We start from the raw sequence: 14,504 nt of genomic DNA, 5'->3' as shown, positions 1-14,504 counted from the left end.
TCACGCATCCCGGCCGAAGAGGCCCGCGGGCCTGATGAGAAGCACGATCGCCATGATCACGAAGATCACGATGTTCGAGGCCTCAGGATAGAAAACCTTCGTCAGGCCTTCGGCGATACCGAGCACATAGCCAGTGACGATGGCACCCATGATCGAGCCCATGCCGCCGACGACCACGACGGCGAAGACGACGATGATGATGTTCGAGCCCATCAGCGGCGAGACCTGATAGATCGGCGCGGCCAGCACTCCGGCGAAAGCAGCAAGTCCGGCTCCCAACGCGTAGGTCAGCGTCAGCAGCAGCGGAACGTTGACGCCGAAAACCTGCACCAGCGTGGTGTTTTCGGTCGCGGCGCGCAGATAGGCGCCGAGCTTGGTCTTCTCGATCAGCAGCCATGTCCCGATGCAGACGACCAGCGAGACGATGACCACCCAGCCGCGATAGATCGGCAGGAACATGAAGCCGAGATTAGTGCCGCCGGCAAGTGCTGCGGGCGTCGCATAGGGCTGGCCGGAGGAGCCGTAGAGGTAGCGAAACGTCCCCTCGATCGCCAGCGCCATCCCGAAGGTGAAGAGCAGGCCGTAGAGCGGATCGAGATCATAGAGCCGCCGCAGAAACAGCCGCTCAACGACTGCGCCGAACAGACCGACGACCACGGGCGCCAGAATCAGCGCCGGCCAATAGCCGATGCCGCCATAGTCGAGCATCAGGTAGGCGACGAAAGCGCCGAGCATATATTGCGCGCCGTGGGCGAAGTTGATGACGCGCAGCAGGCCGAAGATGATCGCGAGGCCGAGGCTCAGCAGGGCGTAGAAGGAGCCGTTGATCAGGCCGATCAAGAGCTGGCCGAGAAGCGCCTGGACGGGAATGCCGAAGATCATGGTCATAGGGCGCCCCGCTCGAGGTAGGCGAAAGGCGTCACGGCGCCCTCCCTGCATCCCTCATTCCTGTGCTTGTCACAGGAATCCAGCCACGCGAAGTCTTTCGCGTGAAAAGAGTCCTCCGCGCCGCAGACGCGGCGCTGCTGGATCCCTGTGACAAGCACAGGGATGAGGGATGTATTGCTGGCGGATATGGAGGTTTCATTCAGGTTGGCGACCATACCCTAAACCCCCAAAACCTTGTGCAGCGTATCCATCCGCTGCGGCAGTTCCCCAACCGGGAATTCCGACACGACTTGCCCGTGATCCATCAAGTAAAACCGATCGGCAATGCGGCTCGCAAAGCGGAAGTTCTGCTCCACCAGCAGGATCGTCATGCCGCGCTCTTTGAGCTTTTTCAGCACCTCACCGATGCGTTGGACAATAACAGGCGCAAGCCCTTCCGTCGGCTCATCGAGCAGCAGCATCTTCACGCCAGTGCGCAGCACCCGGGCAATCGCCAGCATCTGCTGCTCGCCGCCCGAGAGTTTGGTGCCGGAGCTGGCGCGCCGTTCGTAGAGATTCGGGAAGAGTTCGTAGATTTCATCGATGGTCATGCCGCCCGGCGCCACAACGGGTGGCAGCAGCAGGTTTTCCGAAACCGTCAGCGTCGAGAAGATGCCGCGTTCCTCGGGCACGAAGCCGATGCCCTTATGCGCCGTCTTGTGCAGCGGCACCTGCATCATGTCGGTTCCGGCAAAGCTGATCCTGCCCTTCCGCGCCCGCACGATGCCGGTGATGGTGCGCAGCGTCGTCGTCTTACCGACCCCGTTGCGGCCGAGGATGGTGATCGTCTCGCCCTCGCCGACGGTCATGTCGATGCCGTGCAGGATATGGCTTTCGCCGTACCAGGCATTGAGGCCCTGGATTTCGAGCAGTGCCGCCATCAGTCCTCCTCTACGCCCATATAGGCTTGGCGCACACGCGGATCCTGGCTGACGGTGGCGTAATCGCCCTCGGCCAGGATTTCGCCGCGCTGGAGCACGGTCACCTGCTGGCAGATATTGGCGACGACGGAGAGATTGTGCTCGACCATCAGCACCGCGCGATCGCGGGCGACGTCGCGGATGATGGCGGAGACGACACTGACATCCTCCTGCCCCATGCCGGCCATCGGCTCGTCGAGCAGCAATACCTTGGGATCGAGCGCCAGTGTCGTGGCGATCTCCAGCACCCGCTTGCGGCCGTAGGAAAGATCGGCGGCCATCGCATCGCGTTCCTTGGATAGGCCGACGCTGGCGAGCAGCTGCTCGGCTCTGCCCGTCAGCTGGTCGAGCGCCGAAAGCGGCCGCCAGAACTGCGTCGAGAGATTGTTGGGCCGCTGCAGAGCGACGCGGACATTGTCGAGCACGGTGAGGTGCGGAAAGACCGCCGAAATCTGGAAGGAGCGGACGAGACCCATGCGCGCCACCCGGTCGGGCGGCGTCCTGGTGATATCGGTGCCCATCAGCATGATCGTGCCCGCCGTCGGCTGTAGGAACTTGGTCAGCAGGTTGAAGACCGTGGTCTTGCCTGCCCCGTTCGGGCCGATCAGCGCATGGACGCTGGCATCATGGACATCGAGATCGACGTTCTTCACCGCGGTGAAGCCGCCGAAATCCCGCCTGAGACCGCGGGCGGAGAGAACCACCCGCGGCTTCGTATCATTGACTGGTGCGGAAACCGCCATCGATCACTTCACCAGATCGCAGCCGCTCTTGGCGGGGTCGATATAGGCTTCCTTGCCGGGGATTGTGGCGAGCACGTTGAAGTAGTCCCACGGCTCCTTGCTTTCATCGGGCTTCTTCACCTGCAGCAGGTACATGTCATGGATCATCCGGCCGTTGGCGCCAACAGTGCCGCCGCGGCCGAAGACGTCATCGACGGGCATTTCATGCAGTTGCTTGGCCACCGCTTCCGTCTCATCCGTGCCGGCCTTCTGGACGGCTTTCAGATACTGGAGAACGGCGGAATAGGTGCCCGTGTGAATCATGTTCGGCATCTTGCCGGTGCGGTCGAAAAACTTCTTGCCGAACGCACGGCTTTCATCGTCGCGGTTCCAATAGAAGCCTTCGGTCAGCGTCAGGCCCTGGGCCGCTTCGAGGCCGAGGCCGTGCACTTCGGCGAGCGTGAAGAGCAGCGCGGCCAAACGTTGGCCACCCTGGACGATGCCGAATTCGGCGGCCTGCTTGATGGCATTCGCGGTGTCGAGACCGGCATTCGCCAGGCCGATAACCTTGGCGCCTGAGGACTGCGCCTGCAGCAGGAAGGACGAGAAGTCCTGGCTGGACAGGGGATGACGGACTGAGCCGACGATCGTGCCGCCGTTTGCCTTGACGAAGTCGCCGGTCTGCTGCTCCAGCGAGTAGCCGAAGGCATAGTCGGCCGTCAGGAAGAACCAGCTGTCGCCGCCCTGCTTGACGAGGGCGCCACCGGTGCCGACCGCGAGTGCATGCGTATCGTAGGCCCAGTGGAAGCCGTAGGGGCTGCAGGCCTTGCCGGTCAGATCGGTGGTCGCCGCACCGGTGACGATATCGATCTTCTTCTTTTCCTTGGCGACGGCCTGGACGGCGAGCGCCACCGAGGATGTCGTCAGCTCCATGATCGCATCCACCTGCTCGGTGTCATACCACTGGCGGGCAATGTTGGAGGCGACGTCGGGCTTGTTCTGGTGGTCGGCATCGACAATCTCGATCGGCATATCGAGCACCTTGCCACCGAAATCCTCGACCGCCATCTTGGCGGCCTCGACCGAAGACTTGCCGCCGAAATCGGCATAGACGCCGGACTGATCGTTCAGAATGCCGATCTTGACCTTACCGTCGGACACCGCGCCGCTTTGGGCGAAAACGGCCGTGCTGCTTGCCAGAAGAAATGCAAGTGACGCAATGAAGCTCTTTCGCATAAGTCTCTCCTCCCAGAGATTGGCAGATCGCGATCTGTTCAAATTTGATGAGCCACCCTCCTCAAGGCGACCACTCAACGCCCACGATCACGGAATTTCCACCGTGAGGCAACCAGACGTTTACAATTAATTCCAAACAGTATCTGTTCATTTTTGCACAGATCCGTACCGAAAGCGCCATTTCCGGCCTCTCTGCTGCGCATCACGCGAAGCTGCATTAGACCAAAGACTAAGATAAGCACGGACCTTCGATGACCAACTCCTCGCAGTTTACTTGGGACGATCTGCAGTTTTTTCTAGCCGTGGCCAGAACCGGGCAGCTGTCGACTGCGGCGCGGCAGCTCCGGAGCAGTCATGCCACCGTTTCGCGGCGGATCGACCGGCTGGAATTCGCGCTGAAGGTCAAGCTCTTCGAGCGGAATCCGCGCGGCTATGTGCTGACGGCGATGGGCAACCGCTTCGTTGATACGGCCGAGAAGATGGAGCAGGAGACGGAGCGGTTGCGGGCCGATCTTGCGACAGGTGCCATGGCGCAGCGCGGCGTGGTGCGGCTGAGTGCTCCCGAAGGGTTCGCGAATTTCTTCTTTGCGACGGTGCTGCCGCAATTTGCCGAACGCCACCCGCATCTGTCGCTGGAGCTGGTGACGATCCAGCAGATCATGTCACTGTCGCGCAAGGAGGCGGATATCAGCGTTGTCCTCGACGAGCCGAAGGGCGGCCCCTATTATGCCGAGAAACTCACCGACTATCATCTGCAGGTCTATGGCTCGCGAGACTATCTGGCCGCCAACGCCCCGGTCGTCAGCCGCGAGGATCTGCTCTCGCATCCCTTCATCAGCTATATCGAGGAGATGATCTTTGCGCCGGGGCTGGATTATCTCGGTGACGTTCATCCGCGCATCAAGCCGCAGTTCCAGAGCTCCAGCATCTTCGCGCAGTTGACGGCGACGCGAAACGGGCTTGGGCTCTGCGTGCTCCCCTATTTCTTCGCCAGCCGCTATCCCGAGCTCGAACGCGTATTGCCTGACGAGGTGGATCTGAACCGCAGCTACTGGATCACCTGCCACCAGGACCAGAAGCAGGCGCCGCGCGTGCGGGCCGTCATCGATTTCTTGCGCGAAGCCGTTACCTGGCCGGATGCACGCTTCATTCCGCCCTTCGCAATATCGGCCGTCCGCAGAGGCGGCTGAGCGCCTCGGCAGCCCTGCGAAAGCCTGGCGTACCGGCGGGGCCGCGAAGCGGCTTGCGTGCGGCCTGAGGCAGGGTCCATGATGCGCCGTCTTTTCGAGTCCATTTGCCCCATGAATTCAGAACCTGACATTGCCATCATCGGAGCGGGCGCCGCAGGCGTCGGCGCAGCGCGTCGGCTTGCAAAGAGCGGCCTTTCCGTTTCGGTCTTCGAAGCTCTGCCCCGGATCGGCGGCCGCGCCTGGACATTGAACACGCCTGTTGCCGCGATCGATCTCGGTTGTGGCTGGCTGCATTCGGGCGACCGCAATCCGTGGACCCGAATTGCCGAAGAAGCGGGCGTAACGGTCGACCGAAAACCGAGCGCCTGGCATCGGCAGGATCGCGATTTCGGTTTTCCGCGCGCCGAGCGCGATGCCGCCCGCGCTGCCTTTGGCCGCTGGGCCGAGCGCGTTGCCGAGGCGCCACCGCCAAGCGACTGTGCCATCGACGCTGTCGAGCCGGGCGAGCCCTGGCTTGCCTATCTTCAGGCGCTGAGCGGCTATATCAGCGGCGACGAGCTGGAGCGCATCTCCGCGGAGGATTATGCCGCCTATGACGAGGCCTCGACGGAAAACAACTGGCGTCTCGAGACAGGCTACGGTGCGCTTGTCGCAGCCACCATGCCGGCCTCGGCCGAACTGCATATCGCAACGCCCATCCAGTCGATTTCTGTCGATGGCAGTCGCGTGATGCTGCAGACGGAGCGCGGCACCGTCAGACCGCGAGTAGTGATCGTCACCATCTCCACCAATGTGCTCGCCGGCGGCGTCATCCGCATGCCGTCATCGCTCGACCCATGGTGCGAGGCCGCAGCCAAGCTGCCGCTCGGCAACAACGAAAAGCTCTATTTCGAAATCACCGGCGGCCACAGTTTCGATGACGAAAGCCACGTGATCGGCAATCCCCGCGATCCGAAGACGGCAAGCTATTATATCCGTCCGTTCGGCAAGCCCGTCATCGAGGTCTTCCTCGGCGGAAGCGGCGCCCGCGCCGTGGCCGAAAACCCGCAAGCGGCTTTCCCGCGTGCGATGGAGGAGCTTTCGGCCCTGTTCGGCTCCTGCATTCACAGGGAACTTCGCCCGCTTGCGGCGTCCGAGTGGACCAACACCCCCTCGATCCGCGGTGGCTACAGTCATGCCCTGCCCGGCCATGCGGCGGCGCGTCAGGCTCTGGCAAGGCCGTTCGACAACCGGATCTTCTTCGCCGGCGAAGCGACCAACCGCACAGATTTTTCGACCGCGCATGGAGCCTACGAAAGCGGGCTTCGGGCCGCCGAAGAAGCGCTGCAGGCGCTCGGCCGGTAGAGCCGCACCCCCAATTGCAACCGGTAGAGCTTTGTGCCACGCTGGCCGTGCCGTTTCGGCATTCGCAGAGGAAGGGGACCCCTCGCATGCTTCTATTTCTTGCATTTTTGATCGGGATCATTGCCGGCCTTCGGGCCATGACCGCACCGGCCGCAGTCGCCTGGGGGGCAGCCCTCGGCTGGTTCGACGTGTCGCAGACGCCGCTTGCCTTCATGGGTTACAAATGGACGCCGTGGATCTTCACGGTGCTGGCCGCCGTTGAGCTGATCACTGACCAGCTGCCGACAACGCCCAGCCGCAAGGTGCCGATGCAGTTCGGCGCCCGCATCATCATGGGTGCGTTGACAGGCGCCACGATCGGCGCATCCGGCGGCTCGCTGGTGGCTGGCCTGATCGCCGGTGTGGTTGGCGCCATCGTTGGGACGCTCGGCGGGGCTGCCGTCCGCGGCAAGCTCGCAGCCGCTTTCGGCAAGGATACGCCCGCCGCCCTCATCGAGGACGCGATCGCCATCGTCGGCGCGCTCCTGATCGTATCGGCTGTCGCATGAAGACCTATGACGCCATCTTCATCGGGGCCGGTCAGGCAGGCCCCTTTCTCGCCGCCCGCATGGCCGAGAAGGGCATGAAGGTGGCGCTGATCGAGCGCAAGTATCTCGGCGGCACTTGCGTCAATGCCGGCTGCATGCCGACGAAAACGCTGGTCGCCAGCGCTCGCGCCGCCCATGTGGCCCGGACCGGCGGCGACTACGGTGTCAGGATTTCGGGCGCGATCGAGATCGACATGAAGACGGTGCGCAAACGCGCCGAGACGGTGACCATGAACGCCCGCAACGGCCTGATCGGCTGGTTCTCGGGCATGAAGACCATGGAGGTCATCTACGGCCATGCGAAATTCGCCGGCCAGAAGACCGTTGAGGTGAACGGCGAGACGCTGACCGCACCGTTGATCTTCCTGAATGTCGGCGCCCGCCCGGCCATTCCTGATTTTCCCGGCCTTGCCGATATCGATTACCTCACCAGCACCTCGATCATCCAGCTCGACACCCTGCCCCGCCATCTCGTGGTGATCGGCGGCAGCTATATCGGCCTTGAATTCGCGCAGATGTACCGCCGCTTCGGCGCCGAGGTGACGGTTATCGAACGCGGCCCGAAGCTCGCCTCCCGCGAGGACGAGGATGTTTCGGATGCGATCGAGGAGATCATCGTTTCCGAAGGCATCACGGTTCACACCGGCGCGGAGAACATCGCTTTCGCGAACGCGGCTGACGGTGTCGCTGTCTCGATTTCCGGCAAGCCGGATATCCAGGCAAGCCATGTGCTCGTCGCCACCGGCCGCACGCCGAATACCGGCGATCTCAGCCTCGAAGCGGCTGGCGTCGCGACCGACAAGCGCGGCTTCATCACCGTCGATGACCGGCTGATGACCAATGTCGACGGCATCTATGCGCTCGGTGACTGCAACGGCCATGGCGCGTTCACGCATACATCCTATAACGACTTCGAGATCGCCGCCGCCAACCTGCTGGATGGCGGCGACCGCAAGGTCTCCAGCCGCATTCCGGCCTACGCGCTCTATATCGACCCGCCGCTCGGCCGCGCCGGCATCACCGAGAAGCAGGCCCGCGCCTCGGGCCGCAAGGTCATGGTCTCCAAACGGCCGATGAGCCGGGTCGGCCGCGCTAACGAACGCGGCGAGACCAAGGGCTTCATGAAGATCGTCGCCGATGCGGAGACCAAGGAAATCCTCGGCGCCGCCTTCCTGGGCATCGAGGGCGACGAGGCGATCCACGGTATCATCGATGCGATGAATGCCGGAACCCGCTATCCGGTGCTGCAATGGTCGGTGCCAATCCATCCGACGGTCTCGGAACTCATTCCGACCATCATCGGCGATCTCAAGCCGGTTTGATCAGACAGGCCATCTGACGCCGCTTCCGGACTTGCATTCTTTCCGATTTTGGATTTACCTCGCACTGTTCTCAGGGCGGGGTGCAATTCCCCACCGGCGGTATCGGGTTTACGCCCGGAGCCCGCGAGCGCTTCCAGCAATGGAAGGTCAGCAGATCCGGTGAGATGCCGGAGCCGACGGTATAGTCCGGATGGAAGAGAGCATGCAGGCAGAACCTCTCCAGGGAGAGGTGACTGATGCTGTTCGCCCAAGGGAGAATTGGGCCGCCGCGGCGGCTCGAAGCAACAGCCAGAGATGGCACCCTTGAAAGGCAGAGACATGACAATCGCAACCAAACCACAGGGTCACCGGATCGCCATCGTGCGTGCCCGCTGGCACGCCGGTATCGTCGATCAATGCGTGAATTCCTTTATCTCGACATGGAAGGCGCAGGGCGCCAACGCGGCAGAGGTCGAGATTTTCGACGTGCCGGGCGCGCTTGAAATCCCGCTCCATGCGCAGACACTGGCCCGGACGGGCAAATATGCGGCAATCCTCGGCTGCGCCTTCGTCGTCGACGGCGGCATCTACCGGCACGACTTCGTCGCCGGAACGGTTCTCGATGGCCTGATGCGCGTACAGCTCGATACCAATGTGCCGGTGCTGTCTGCGGTGCTGACGCCGCACCACTTCCAGGAAAGCGAAGCGCATATCGAGTTCTTCATGAACCACTTCGTCATCAAGGGCCAGGAAGCGGCCAATGCCTGCCGCGCCATCCTTGAGGCCCGCAGCAATCTCGCCGTCGCTGCACTCTGATCGGTAGGACAGGACAATGCGCCGGGAAATCAGCCCGGCGCATTGATCACTTCGCCGTAAAACGGTGCGCCTTGCCGCGTTCCGCAGCCGGTGCAGTGCTTGTCAGCACCTGGCCGTGAAAACGGCTGAGCTGACCGGTGACGTCGGCGATTTCGCGCTCGGCACGCGCCGCGTCCCAGCCCAAAGCTGCGGCGGCGATGCCGGCGATTTCCCGCAACCCCTCGATCGTCAGGCGCCCCTCGATCGCCAGCGTCGTGCGGCGTAGCACGATATCGGCGAGATGAACGACGAGTTCGTTGCGAGTGATCCAGTCGATTTCCTTGAAGCTGTGCTGCGGCGCGCCGGTCAGTCTCGTATCGTCGGAATGTACCGAAGCGGATGCGAGGATCGCCGCGGCCGTCGTGCCGTACCGGCCCAGCAATTCGTCGGCCCGCTCGATCGTTATGCTTGCCTTCGCTGCCAGATCCTTGATCCAGTGACCGCGCTTCTCGCCATCGGCGGGAAAGCCCTTGCCGCCGCCGATTGCAAGGTAGCGGGTCGATTCATTGCGGTTCCGCTGTAGGCGCGAGAGAACGGTATCGGCAACCTCCTCGGCGAACCCGCGGAATGTCGTCCACTTGCCGCCGACCAGTGAGACGATCGGGAACGGGCGGTTGCCCTTGGGTTCCTTTACCGGCGCGGAATGGTCCCGGCTGATGAGCCCGGGTGCCGTCGCATCCGATGCCGGGAGCGGACGGATGCCGCTATAGCTGTAAACGATCTGATCGCGGTCGAAGCGCAGCGTCGGCAGCAGCGAACGGACGCTCTCGAGGAAATAGTCGGTTTCCGGTTCCTCGCAGCGAACGTCATCTGGATTATCGGCTGGAATATCGGTCGAGCCGACCAGCGCCAGGCCGAGATAGCTGTAGACCAGGCAGATGCGGCCATCGTCGGCTTCGAAATAGATCATGTGGCCGTTCAGGCTGCGTACCAGTTCAGGATGATCGAGCAGGATATGCGATCCCTTGGTGCCGCCGATCATCTTCGAGGGGGCGCCGAGTGCGGCGTTGACATGATCGATCCAGGGACCGGCGGCGTTGACGACCAGCTTCGGCTTCACCGCGAACTCGCGGCCATCGGCCTGCCGGAATGTCAGCGATCCGCCTGAGACCGTTTCCATCGTGGTGAAATTGGCAGCCAGACTTTTCGGATTGGCATCGAGGCCATCGCGCACGAGTTCATAGACCAGCCGCTCCGGCCGGCTGATCTTGGCGTCATAATAGATGCCGCCGGCGACGATCGCTGGGGTCACATGCGGCATTTCCTTGCGGGCCTGCTTCTTCAGGATCAGCCGGTGTTTCGGCATCACCCGATCGCGCGAGCCGAAGAAGTCGTAGAGCCGCAGGCCGATCTTGATCAGCACCGCACCGCGGCTGCGCGGTGCCGTCTTGGAGCCGAAGAGTGTGCGGATCGCCGCCCAGATGCCGCGCGTCCAGGAAAAGACCGGGATAAAGGTCGGCAGCGGCTCGACGCAATGCGGGGCGTTCTTGAGCAGGAGATTGCGCTCCAGCGTCGATTGCGCCACGAGGCCGAATTCGCCGGTCTCGAGATATTTCAGCCCGCCATGGATGAGCCGCGAGGGCGCAGCGCTCGTACCGGAACCGAAATCCGCCTTGTCGACGATCAAGCAATTGACGCCCTGCACCGAGAGATCGCGAAACAACCCGGCGCCGTTAATGCCCGCGCCGATGATGAGGACGTCGATGTCGCCCCCGCCGAGATCGGAGAAGCGCTGCTGCAGATCGGCTGTCATGATGTCATCGTCCTAAATCGCCCGCCGCAGCAGGCATCATTCATTTCAGTTCACGGCCTGATCGGGCGCCAGCGCCGCGATCTTCGGCCAGAGCGGCGTCATGGCATCGGCGATTTCGCGAAACAGCTGGTAGCGCGTCTCATAGTCGGCGCTGCGTGCCGGGTCCGGCTGGCAGGTTTTCTCGATGCTTTCGGTATCGCGTGGATCGCTCTGCGGATCGGCATAGATCCCGGCACCAGACCCGGCGCAGAGCGCCGCGCCCCAGGCCGCTGCTTCGTCGGTTTCGGTCACGGTGACCGGCATGCCGAGGATATCGGCAAACATCTGCACGACAGCGGGATTGCGCGAGATGCCGCCCGCCAGACGCGCCCGGTCGAATGAGAACCCGTCGCGCAGAGCATCGACATGGATACGGTGATTGAAGGCAATACCCTCAAGCACGGCCCGCAGCATGTCGCCGCGATCATGCCAGCCGCCGAGCCCAAAGAACCCGGCGCTCGCCTCCGCGCCATAGGGCGAGCCGAAGAGATAGGGATGGAACAGCGCGGTCGAGGGCCGCTTGAATGCCGCATCGATCTCCGGGCCAAGCAGGGCATGAACAGAGCGGCCGCTCGTCTCGCCCTCAGCCCGCTCGGCGGCGCAGAGCTTGTCGAGAAACCAGTCGTAATTCGCCGTCGATGCCGGCGAGATCGACATGCTGTTCCAGATGCCGGGCGCAATGCCGTTGCGGCAGAACCAGCGCCTGTCGACGCGCGGTTCGGACGATAGCGTCTCGTTGATCGAGTAGGTGCCGGCGATGATGGCGACGACGCCTTTGCCATATCCCCCGGCTCCGAGCGCCGAGGCGGTGACATCATGCAGACCCGCCATGACGGGCGTGCCTTCGGTGAGGCCGGTCAGATTTGCGGCCTCGCGCGTCACCCGGCCGACGATCTGGTCGGAACGTGAAGCCGGCGGCAAGGCGTGAACGAGCTTCTGCAAACCGAAGAGCCGCAGCGCATCCTGGCTGTAATCCTGTGTCTTCACGTCGGTGAAAGAGGTGCTGGCCTCGGTGCGATCGGTGCCGATGATGCCTGTCAGGCAGAAACGCAGCCAGTCCTTGCAGCTGATGAAATGGCCGATGCGCTTGTAGCGCTCGGGCTCCATTTCGCGGATCCAGGCGAGCAGCGCCGAGGGTGCGGAGACGTGCGGGATCTGGCCGGTCAGTTCGATGGCGCGCTCGGCGACATCACTGTCCGTCCATTCGTTGACGATTGGGCCTGCCCGGCTGTCGAGCGACAGGATGGCGCGGCCGAGCGGCTGCTGATCCCCGTCGAGCAGATAGATACCGTCGCCATGCGCGGTGGCGGCTATACCCTGGATATCGCTTGCGGGGCGCTTGCTGAGCGCGATCGCCTCGCGGATAGCATCGGCCGTCGCGCTCCACAATTCGCCCATGTCGCGCTCGATATGGCGCGCCTTGGGAATGAACTGCGTGACGCGGCGCCTGCTGACTGCGAGCGGCGTGCCGTCAATGTCGAAAATGACGGCCTTGGTGACCGTCAGGCCACTATCGATCCCGAGCAGACTCGGCATTCGCCTTCCTCACTATCAGCAACCGGTGGCCGGGTTACAAGCGCCCTCCGGCGCTCTTGGCGACCACCACGTTGATATCCTTGGACCGCATGCGGTCGATGTGCACGGCGTCGGTCTTGTCGTCGACGATGACGACGTCGAACTCGTCCAGTGCTGCGAAACTATGGAGTGCCCGCCGTTCGAACTTGGTGTGATCGGCAAGCAGGATGCGTTTGACGGAACAGTCGAACATGGCGCGCTTGGTATCGACGGTCTCCGGCGACTGGTGCAGGACCGTGCCGTCGCTGATCGCCGACATGGAGATGAAGGCGATATCCGCCCGCAGCCCCTTGATCTCGCTGATCGTCATCCGGCCCATGAAGGCGTTGCACCAGTTGTAATACTGGCCGCCGAGTGCCAGCAGCGTCACGTCATGCATGCCAGTCAGCGCGTTCATCAGCGTCAGCGAATTGGTGATCGCGGTGACAGGCACCTTCGACGGCAGGTGCGCCGCCATCTGCAGAACCGTCGTCGAATCGTCGAAGAAGATCGCCTGCCCGGGCTCGACGAATTGCATCGCTGCCTCGGCAATCAGCTTCTTCTCCGTTGCCTGCCGGTTCGAGCGATAGACGTCGCTCGATTCGATCAGGTTCGTCGCCGCGGCGGTCACGATGCCGCGCGTCTTGCGGAAAAGCCCGCGGCTGACGAGTTCATCGACATCGCGATGGGCCGTCATCAGGCTGATCCCGAAACGATCCGTCAGGTCTTCGATCCGCATCGAGCCTTCATTCATCACGGCCTCCGCGATCATGCGGCGGCGCGCGATCTGGCGCGTCTGCCGGCTGTCGCTTGTCAGCTCTTCCAACAGATCTTCGCCCTGGCTCGTCTTCTGTGTCACGGGGTCACCCTTGTCGCTGAATTCTGGATCCCAGCTTCGTACAGTGATTGCCACGCCAAGGCAAAAAGGTGAAACGGAACGGGCGGTTGCTGCCGCGGGCACCATTTCAGGCATTGCGGAAGCCGGGCGGGTGGATGCCGCCCGGCTCTAAGGCGCGCTCTCACGAGCGCTCCTTCGATGTTACTGCGAAAGGACGAACGGGCCGGTGTACTTGTCGACATTGTCCTTGGTGATCAGCAGGCAATCGAAGAGCTGCTTTTCGCTCTTGGCGCCGGTGCTGCCATTCTTGATGACATTATCGGCCTGCTTGACGGCTTCTTCAGAGAAGACGGCAACGGGCTGGAGAACGGTGTACTGCAGTTCGCCGGCCTTGATCGCCGCAACAGCGTCCGGAGAACCGTCGAAGCCGCCGACCTTGATGTTGGCGAGCTTGCCGGCTTCCTTGAGCGCTGCGATCGCGCCGAGGGCCATTTCGTCATTGCCGGAGATCACGCCGACGATGTCAGGATTTGCCTGCAGCATGGACTGCATCTTGTTGTGACCCTTGGTGCGGTCCCAATCGGCAACTTCCTTGGCAACCTTCTTCAGGTCCGGGTACTGCGCCAGCACGGTTTCGTAGCCGTTGGAGCGGGTTGCAGCGTTGTTATCGGAAGGAGCGCCGAAGAGTTCGGCATAGTTGCCCTTGTCGCCGACAGCTTCGACCCACTGCTGCGCACCGAGGGCGGCACCCTGGGCGTTGTTGGAAACGAGCTGCGCCTTCGCCAGGCCTTCCTGGTTGATTTCAGCGTTGACGAGGATGACCGGGATACCGGCGGCGACAGCCTTCTTCACCGCACCGACCGAACCGTCAGCATTGGCCGGGTCGAGAATGATCGCGACCGACTTGTTGGTGATCGCCGTGTCGATCAGGTTGCTCTCGGTGTTGGTGTCACCCTTGTGGGCGCTGACCGAAGCCGTGTAGCCGAGCTTTTCAGCGGTTGCCTTGGCAACATTGCCTTCCGTCAGCCAGTAGGGGTTCGACGGATCGTTGACGATGATCGTCATCGCGCCAGCTGCCCAGGCGGACGTTGCGAGGAGCGGTGCGACAGCCGCGGCGGCGAGAAGAATGCGCATGCCTTTTTTAAACATAGTCTCTCTCCCATTAGTGAGCTCAGTTGTGCCGGGAACCGGCGTTGCTTTCCCCAATCGGCCTTCTTGGAACCCCAGCCTGCCGTCGT

13 protein-coding genes and 1 riboswitch are annotated in these 14,504 nt (G+C 62.8%); of the genes, 5 read left to right on the top strand and 8 right to left on the bottom strand.

Annotated elements, in window-relative coordinates:
* From AC1DJO_RS06590 to AC1DJO_RS06575, 4 genes are all read right to left on the bottom strand, one after another.
* Nucleotides 1–888: a branched-chain amino acid ABC transporter permease gene (locus AC1DJO_RS06590; RefSeq protein WP_112388449.1), complete on the bottom strand. Its 888-nt coding sequence runs from the start codon at nt 886–888 to the stop codon at nt 1–3.
* A 218-nt stretch (nt 889–1,106) separates the two neighbouring features.
* The gene (locus AC1DJO_RS06585; protein WP_112388451.1) at nt 1,107–1,808 is read right to left on the bottom strand and encodes an ABC transporter ATP-binding protein; all 702 of its coding nucleotides are present in this window, start codon (nt 1,806–1,808) and stop codon (nt 1,107–1,109) included.
* On the bottom strand, nt 1,808–2,590 hold the full coding sequence (locus tag AC1DJO_RS06580; protein ID WP_112388452.1) for an ABC transporter ATP-binding protein: 783 nt from the start codon (nt 2,588–2,590) through the stop codon (nt 1,808–1,810). Before AC1DJO_RS06580 ends, AC1DJO_RS06585 begins: the two co-directional genes overlap by 1 nt.
* Nucleotides 2,591–2,593: 3 nt before the next feature.
* Entirely contained in the window at nt 2,594–3,805 is a 1,212-nt protein-coding gene (locus AC1DJO_RS06575) for an ABC transporter substrate-binding protein (RefSeq protein WP_112388453.1), read from the bottom strand.
* 251 nt (nt 3,806–4,056) lie between these two features.
* Here AC1DJO_RS06575 and AC1DJO_RS06570 point away from each other — a divergent pair, with 251 nt between their 5' ends.
* The 5 genes from AC1DJO_RS06570 (at nt 4,057) to AC1DJO_RS06550 (ending at nt 9,043) form a co-directional block, all read left to right on the top strand.
* Nucleotides 4,057–4,995, top strand: a complete 939-nt coding sequence (locus AC1DJO_RS06570) for a LysR family transcriptional regulator (RefSeq protein ID WP_112388454.1) — start codon at nt 4,057–4,059, stop codon at nt 4,993–4,995.
* Between the two features lie 81 nt (nt 4,996–5,076).
* Entirely contained in the window at nt 5,077–6,339 is a 1,263-nt protein-coding gene (locus tag AC1DJO_RS06565; RefSeq protein ID WP_112389004.1) for a flavin monoamine oxidase family protein, read from the top strand.
* 86 nt (nt 6,340–6,425) lie between these two features.
* Complete coding sequence (locus AC1DJO_RS06560) at nt 6,426–6,887, top strand: DUF4126 family protein (protein WP_112388455.1); 462 nt, start codon at nt 6,426–6,428, stop codon at nt 6,885–6,887.
* Entirely contained in the window at nt 6,884–8,248 is a 1,365-nt protein-coding gene (locus AC1DJO_RS06555) for an FAD-containing oxidoreductase (RefSeq protein WP_112444104.1), read from the top strand. Before AC1DJO_RS06560 ends, AC1DJO_RS06555 begins: the two co-directional genes overlap by 4 nt.
* A gap of 62 nt (nt 8,249–8,310) precedes the next feature.
* Nucleotides 8,311–8,454: riboswitch (FMN riboswitch) on the top strand.
* 112 nt (nt 8,455–8,566) lie between these two features.
* Entirely contained in the window at nt 8,567–9,043 is a 477-nt protein-coding gene (locus AC1DJO_RS06550) for a 6,7-dimethyl-8-ribityllumazine synthase (protein ID WP_112388457.1), read from the top strand.
* Between the two features lie 46 nt (nt 9,044–9,089).
* On the opposite strand, the gene AC1DJO_RS06545 is transcribed toward AC1DJO_RS06550, so the two are convergent.
* The 4 genes from AC1DJO_RS06545 to AC1DJO_RS06530 form a co-directional block, all read right to left on the bottom strand.
* A complete protein-coding gene (locus tag AC1DJO_RS06545) occupies nt 9,090–10,835 on the bottom strand; it encodes a glycerol-3-phosphate dehydrogenase/oxidase (RefSeq protein WP_112388458.1) in 1,746 nt (581 codons plus the stop codon).
* A 45-nt stretch (nt 10,836–10,880) separates the two neighbouring features.
* A complete protein-coding gene (locus tag AC1DJO_RS06540; RefSeq protein ID WP_112388459.1) occupies nt 10,881–12,410 on the bottom strand; it encodes an FGGY-family carbohydrate kinase in 1,530 nt (509 codons plus the stop codon).
* A gap of 34 nt (nt 12,411–12,444) precedes the next feature.
* Nucleotides 12,445–13,287: a DeoR/GlpR family DNA-binding transcription regulator gene (locus AC1DJO_RS06535; protein WP_112388460.1), complete on the bottom strand. Its 843-nt coding sequence runs from the start codon at nt 13,285–13,287 to the stop codon at nt 12,445–12,447.
* Between the two features lie 180 nt (nt 13,288–13,467).
* The gene (locus AC1DJO_RS06530; protein ID WP_477969523.1) at nt 13,468–14,415 is read right to left on the bottom strand and encodes a substrate-binding domain-containing protein; all 948 of its coding nucleotides are present in this window, start codon (nt 14,413–14,415) and stop codon (nt 13,468–13,470) included.
* Nucleotides 14,416–14,504 lie beyond the last annotated feature (89 nt).

It is taken from the genome of Rhizobium sp. 05N430 (genome assembly GCF_056396985.1).
The sequence above is the reverse complement of the archived record's forward strand: the minus strand, read 5'-3'. Positions and strand labels throughout refer to the sequence as shown.

Excerpts from the sequence above, each read along its gene's own strand:
- AC1DJO_RS06570 (WP_112388454.1), top strand. The coding sequence starts at position 4,057 with ATGACCAACTCCTCGCAGTTTACTTGGGACGATCTGCAGTTTTTTCTA.
- AC1DJO_RS06550 (WP_112388457.1), top strand. The coding sequence starts at position 8,567 with ATGACAATCGCAACCAAACCACAGGGTCACCGGATCGCCATCGTGCGT.
- AC1DJO_RS06530 (WP_477969523.1), bottom strand. The coding sequence starts at position 14,415 with ATGTTTAAAAAAGGCATGCGCATTCTTCTCGCCGCCGCGGCTGTCGCA.
- AC1DJO_RS06575 (WP_112388453.1), bottom strand. The coding sequence starts at position 3,805 with ATGCGAAAGAGCTTCATTGCGTCACTTGCATTTCTTCTGGCAAGCAGC.
- AC1DJO_RS06590 (WP_112388449.1), bottom strand. The coding sequence starts at position 888 with ATGACCATGATCTTCGGCATTCCCGTCCAGGCGCTTCTCGGCCAGCTC.
- AC1DJO_RS06565 (WP_112389004.1), top strand. The coding sequence starts at position 5,077 with ATGCGCCGTCTTTTCGAGTCCATTTGCCCCATGAATTCAGAACCTGAC.
- AC1DJO_RS06580 (WP_112388452.1), bottom strand. The coding sequence starts at position 2,590 with ATGGCGGTTTCCGCACCAGTCAATGATACGAAGCCGCGGGTGGTTCTC.
- AC1DJO_RS06540 (WP_112388459.1), bottom strand. The coding sequence starts at position 12,410 with ATGCCGAGTCTGCTCGGGATCGATAGTGGCCTGACGGTCACCAAGGCC.
- AC1DJO_RS06545 (WP_112388458.1), bottom strand. The coding sequence starts at position 10,835 with ATGACAGCCGATCTGCAGCAGCGCTTCTCCGATCTCGGCGGGGGCGAC.
- AC1DJO_RS06555 (WP_112444104.1), top strand. The coding sequence starts at position 6,884 with ATGAAGACCTATGACGCCATCTTCATCGGGGCCGGTCAGGCAGGCCCC.
- AC1DJO_RS06560 (WP_112388455.1), top strand. The coding sequence starts at position 6,426 with ATGCTTCTATTTCTTGCATTTTTGATCGGGATCATTGCCGGCCTTCGG.
- AC1DJO_RS06585 (WP_112388451.1), bottom strand. The coding sequence starts at position 1,808 with ATGGCGGCACTGCTCGAAATCCAGGGCCTCAATGCCTGGTACGGCGAA.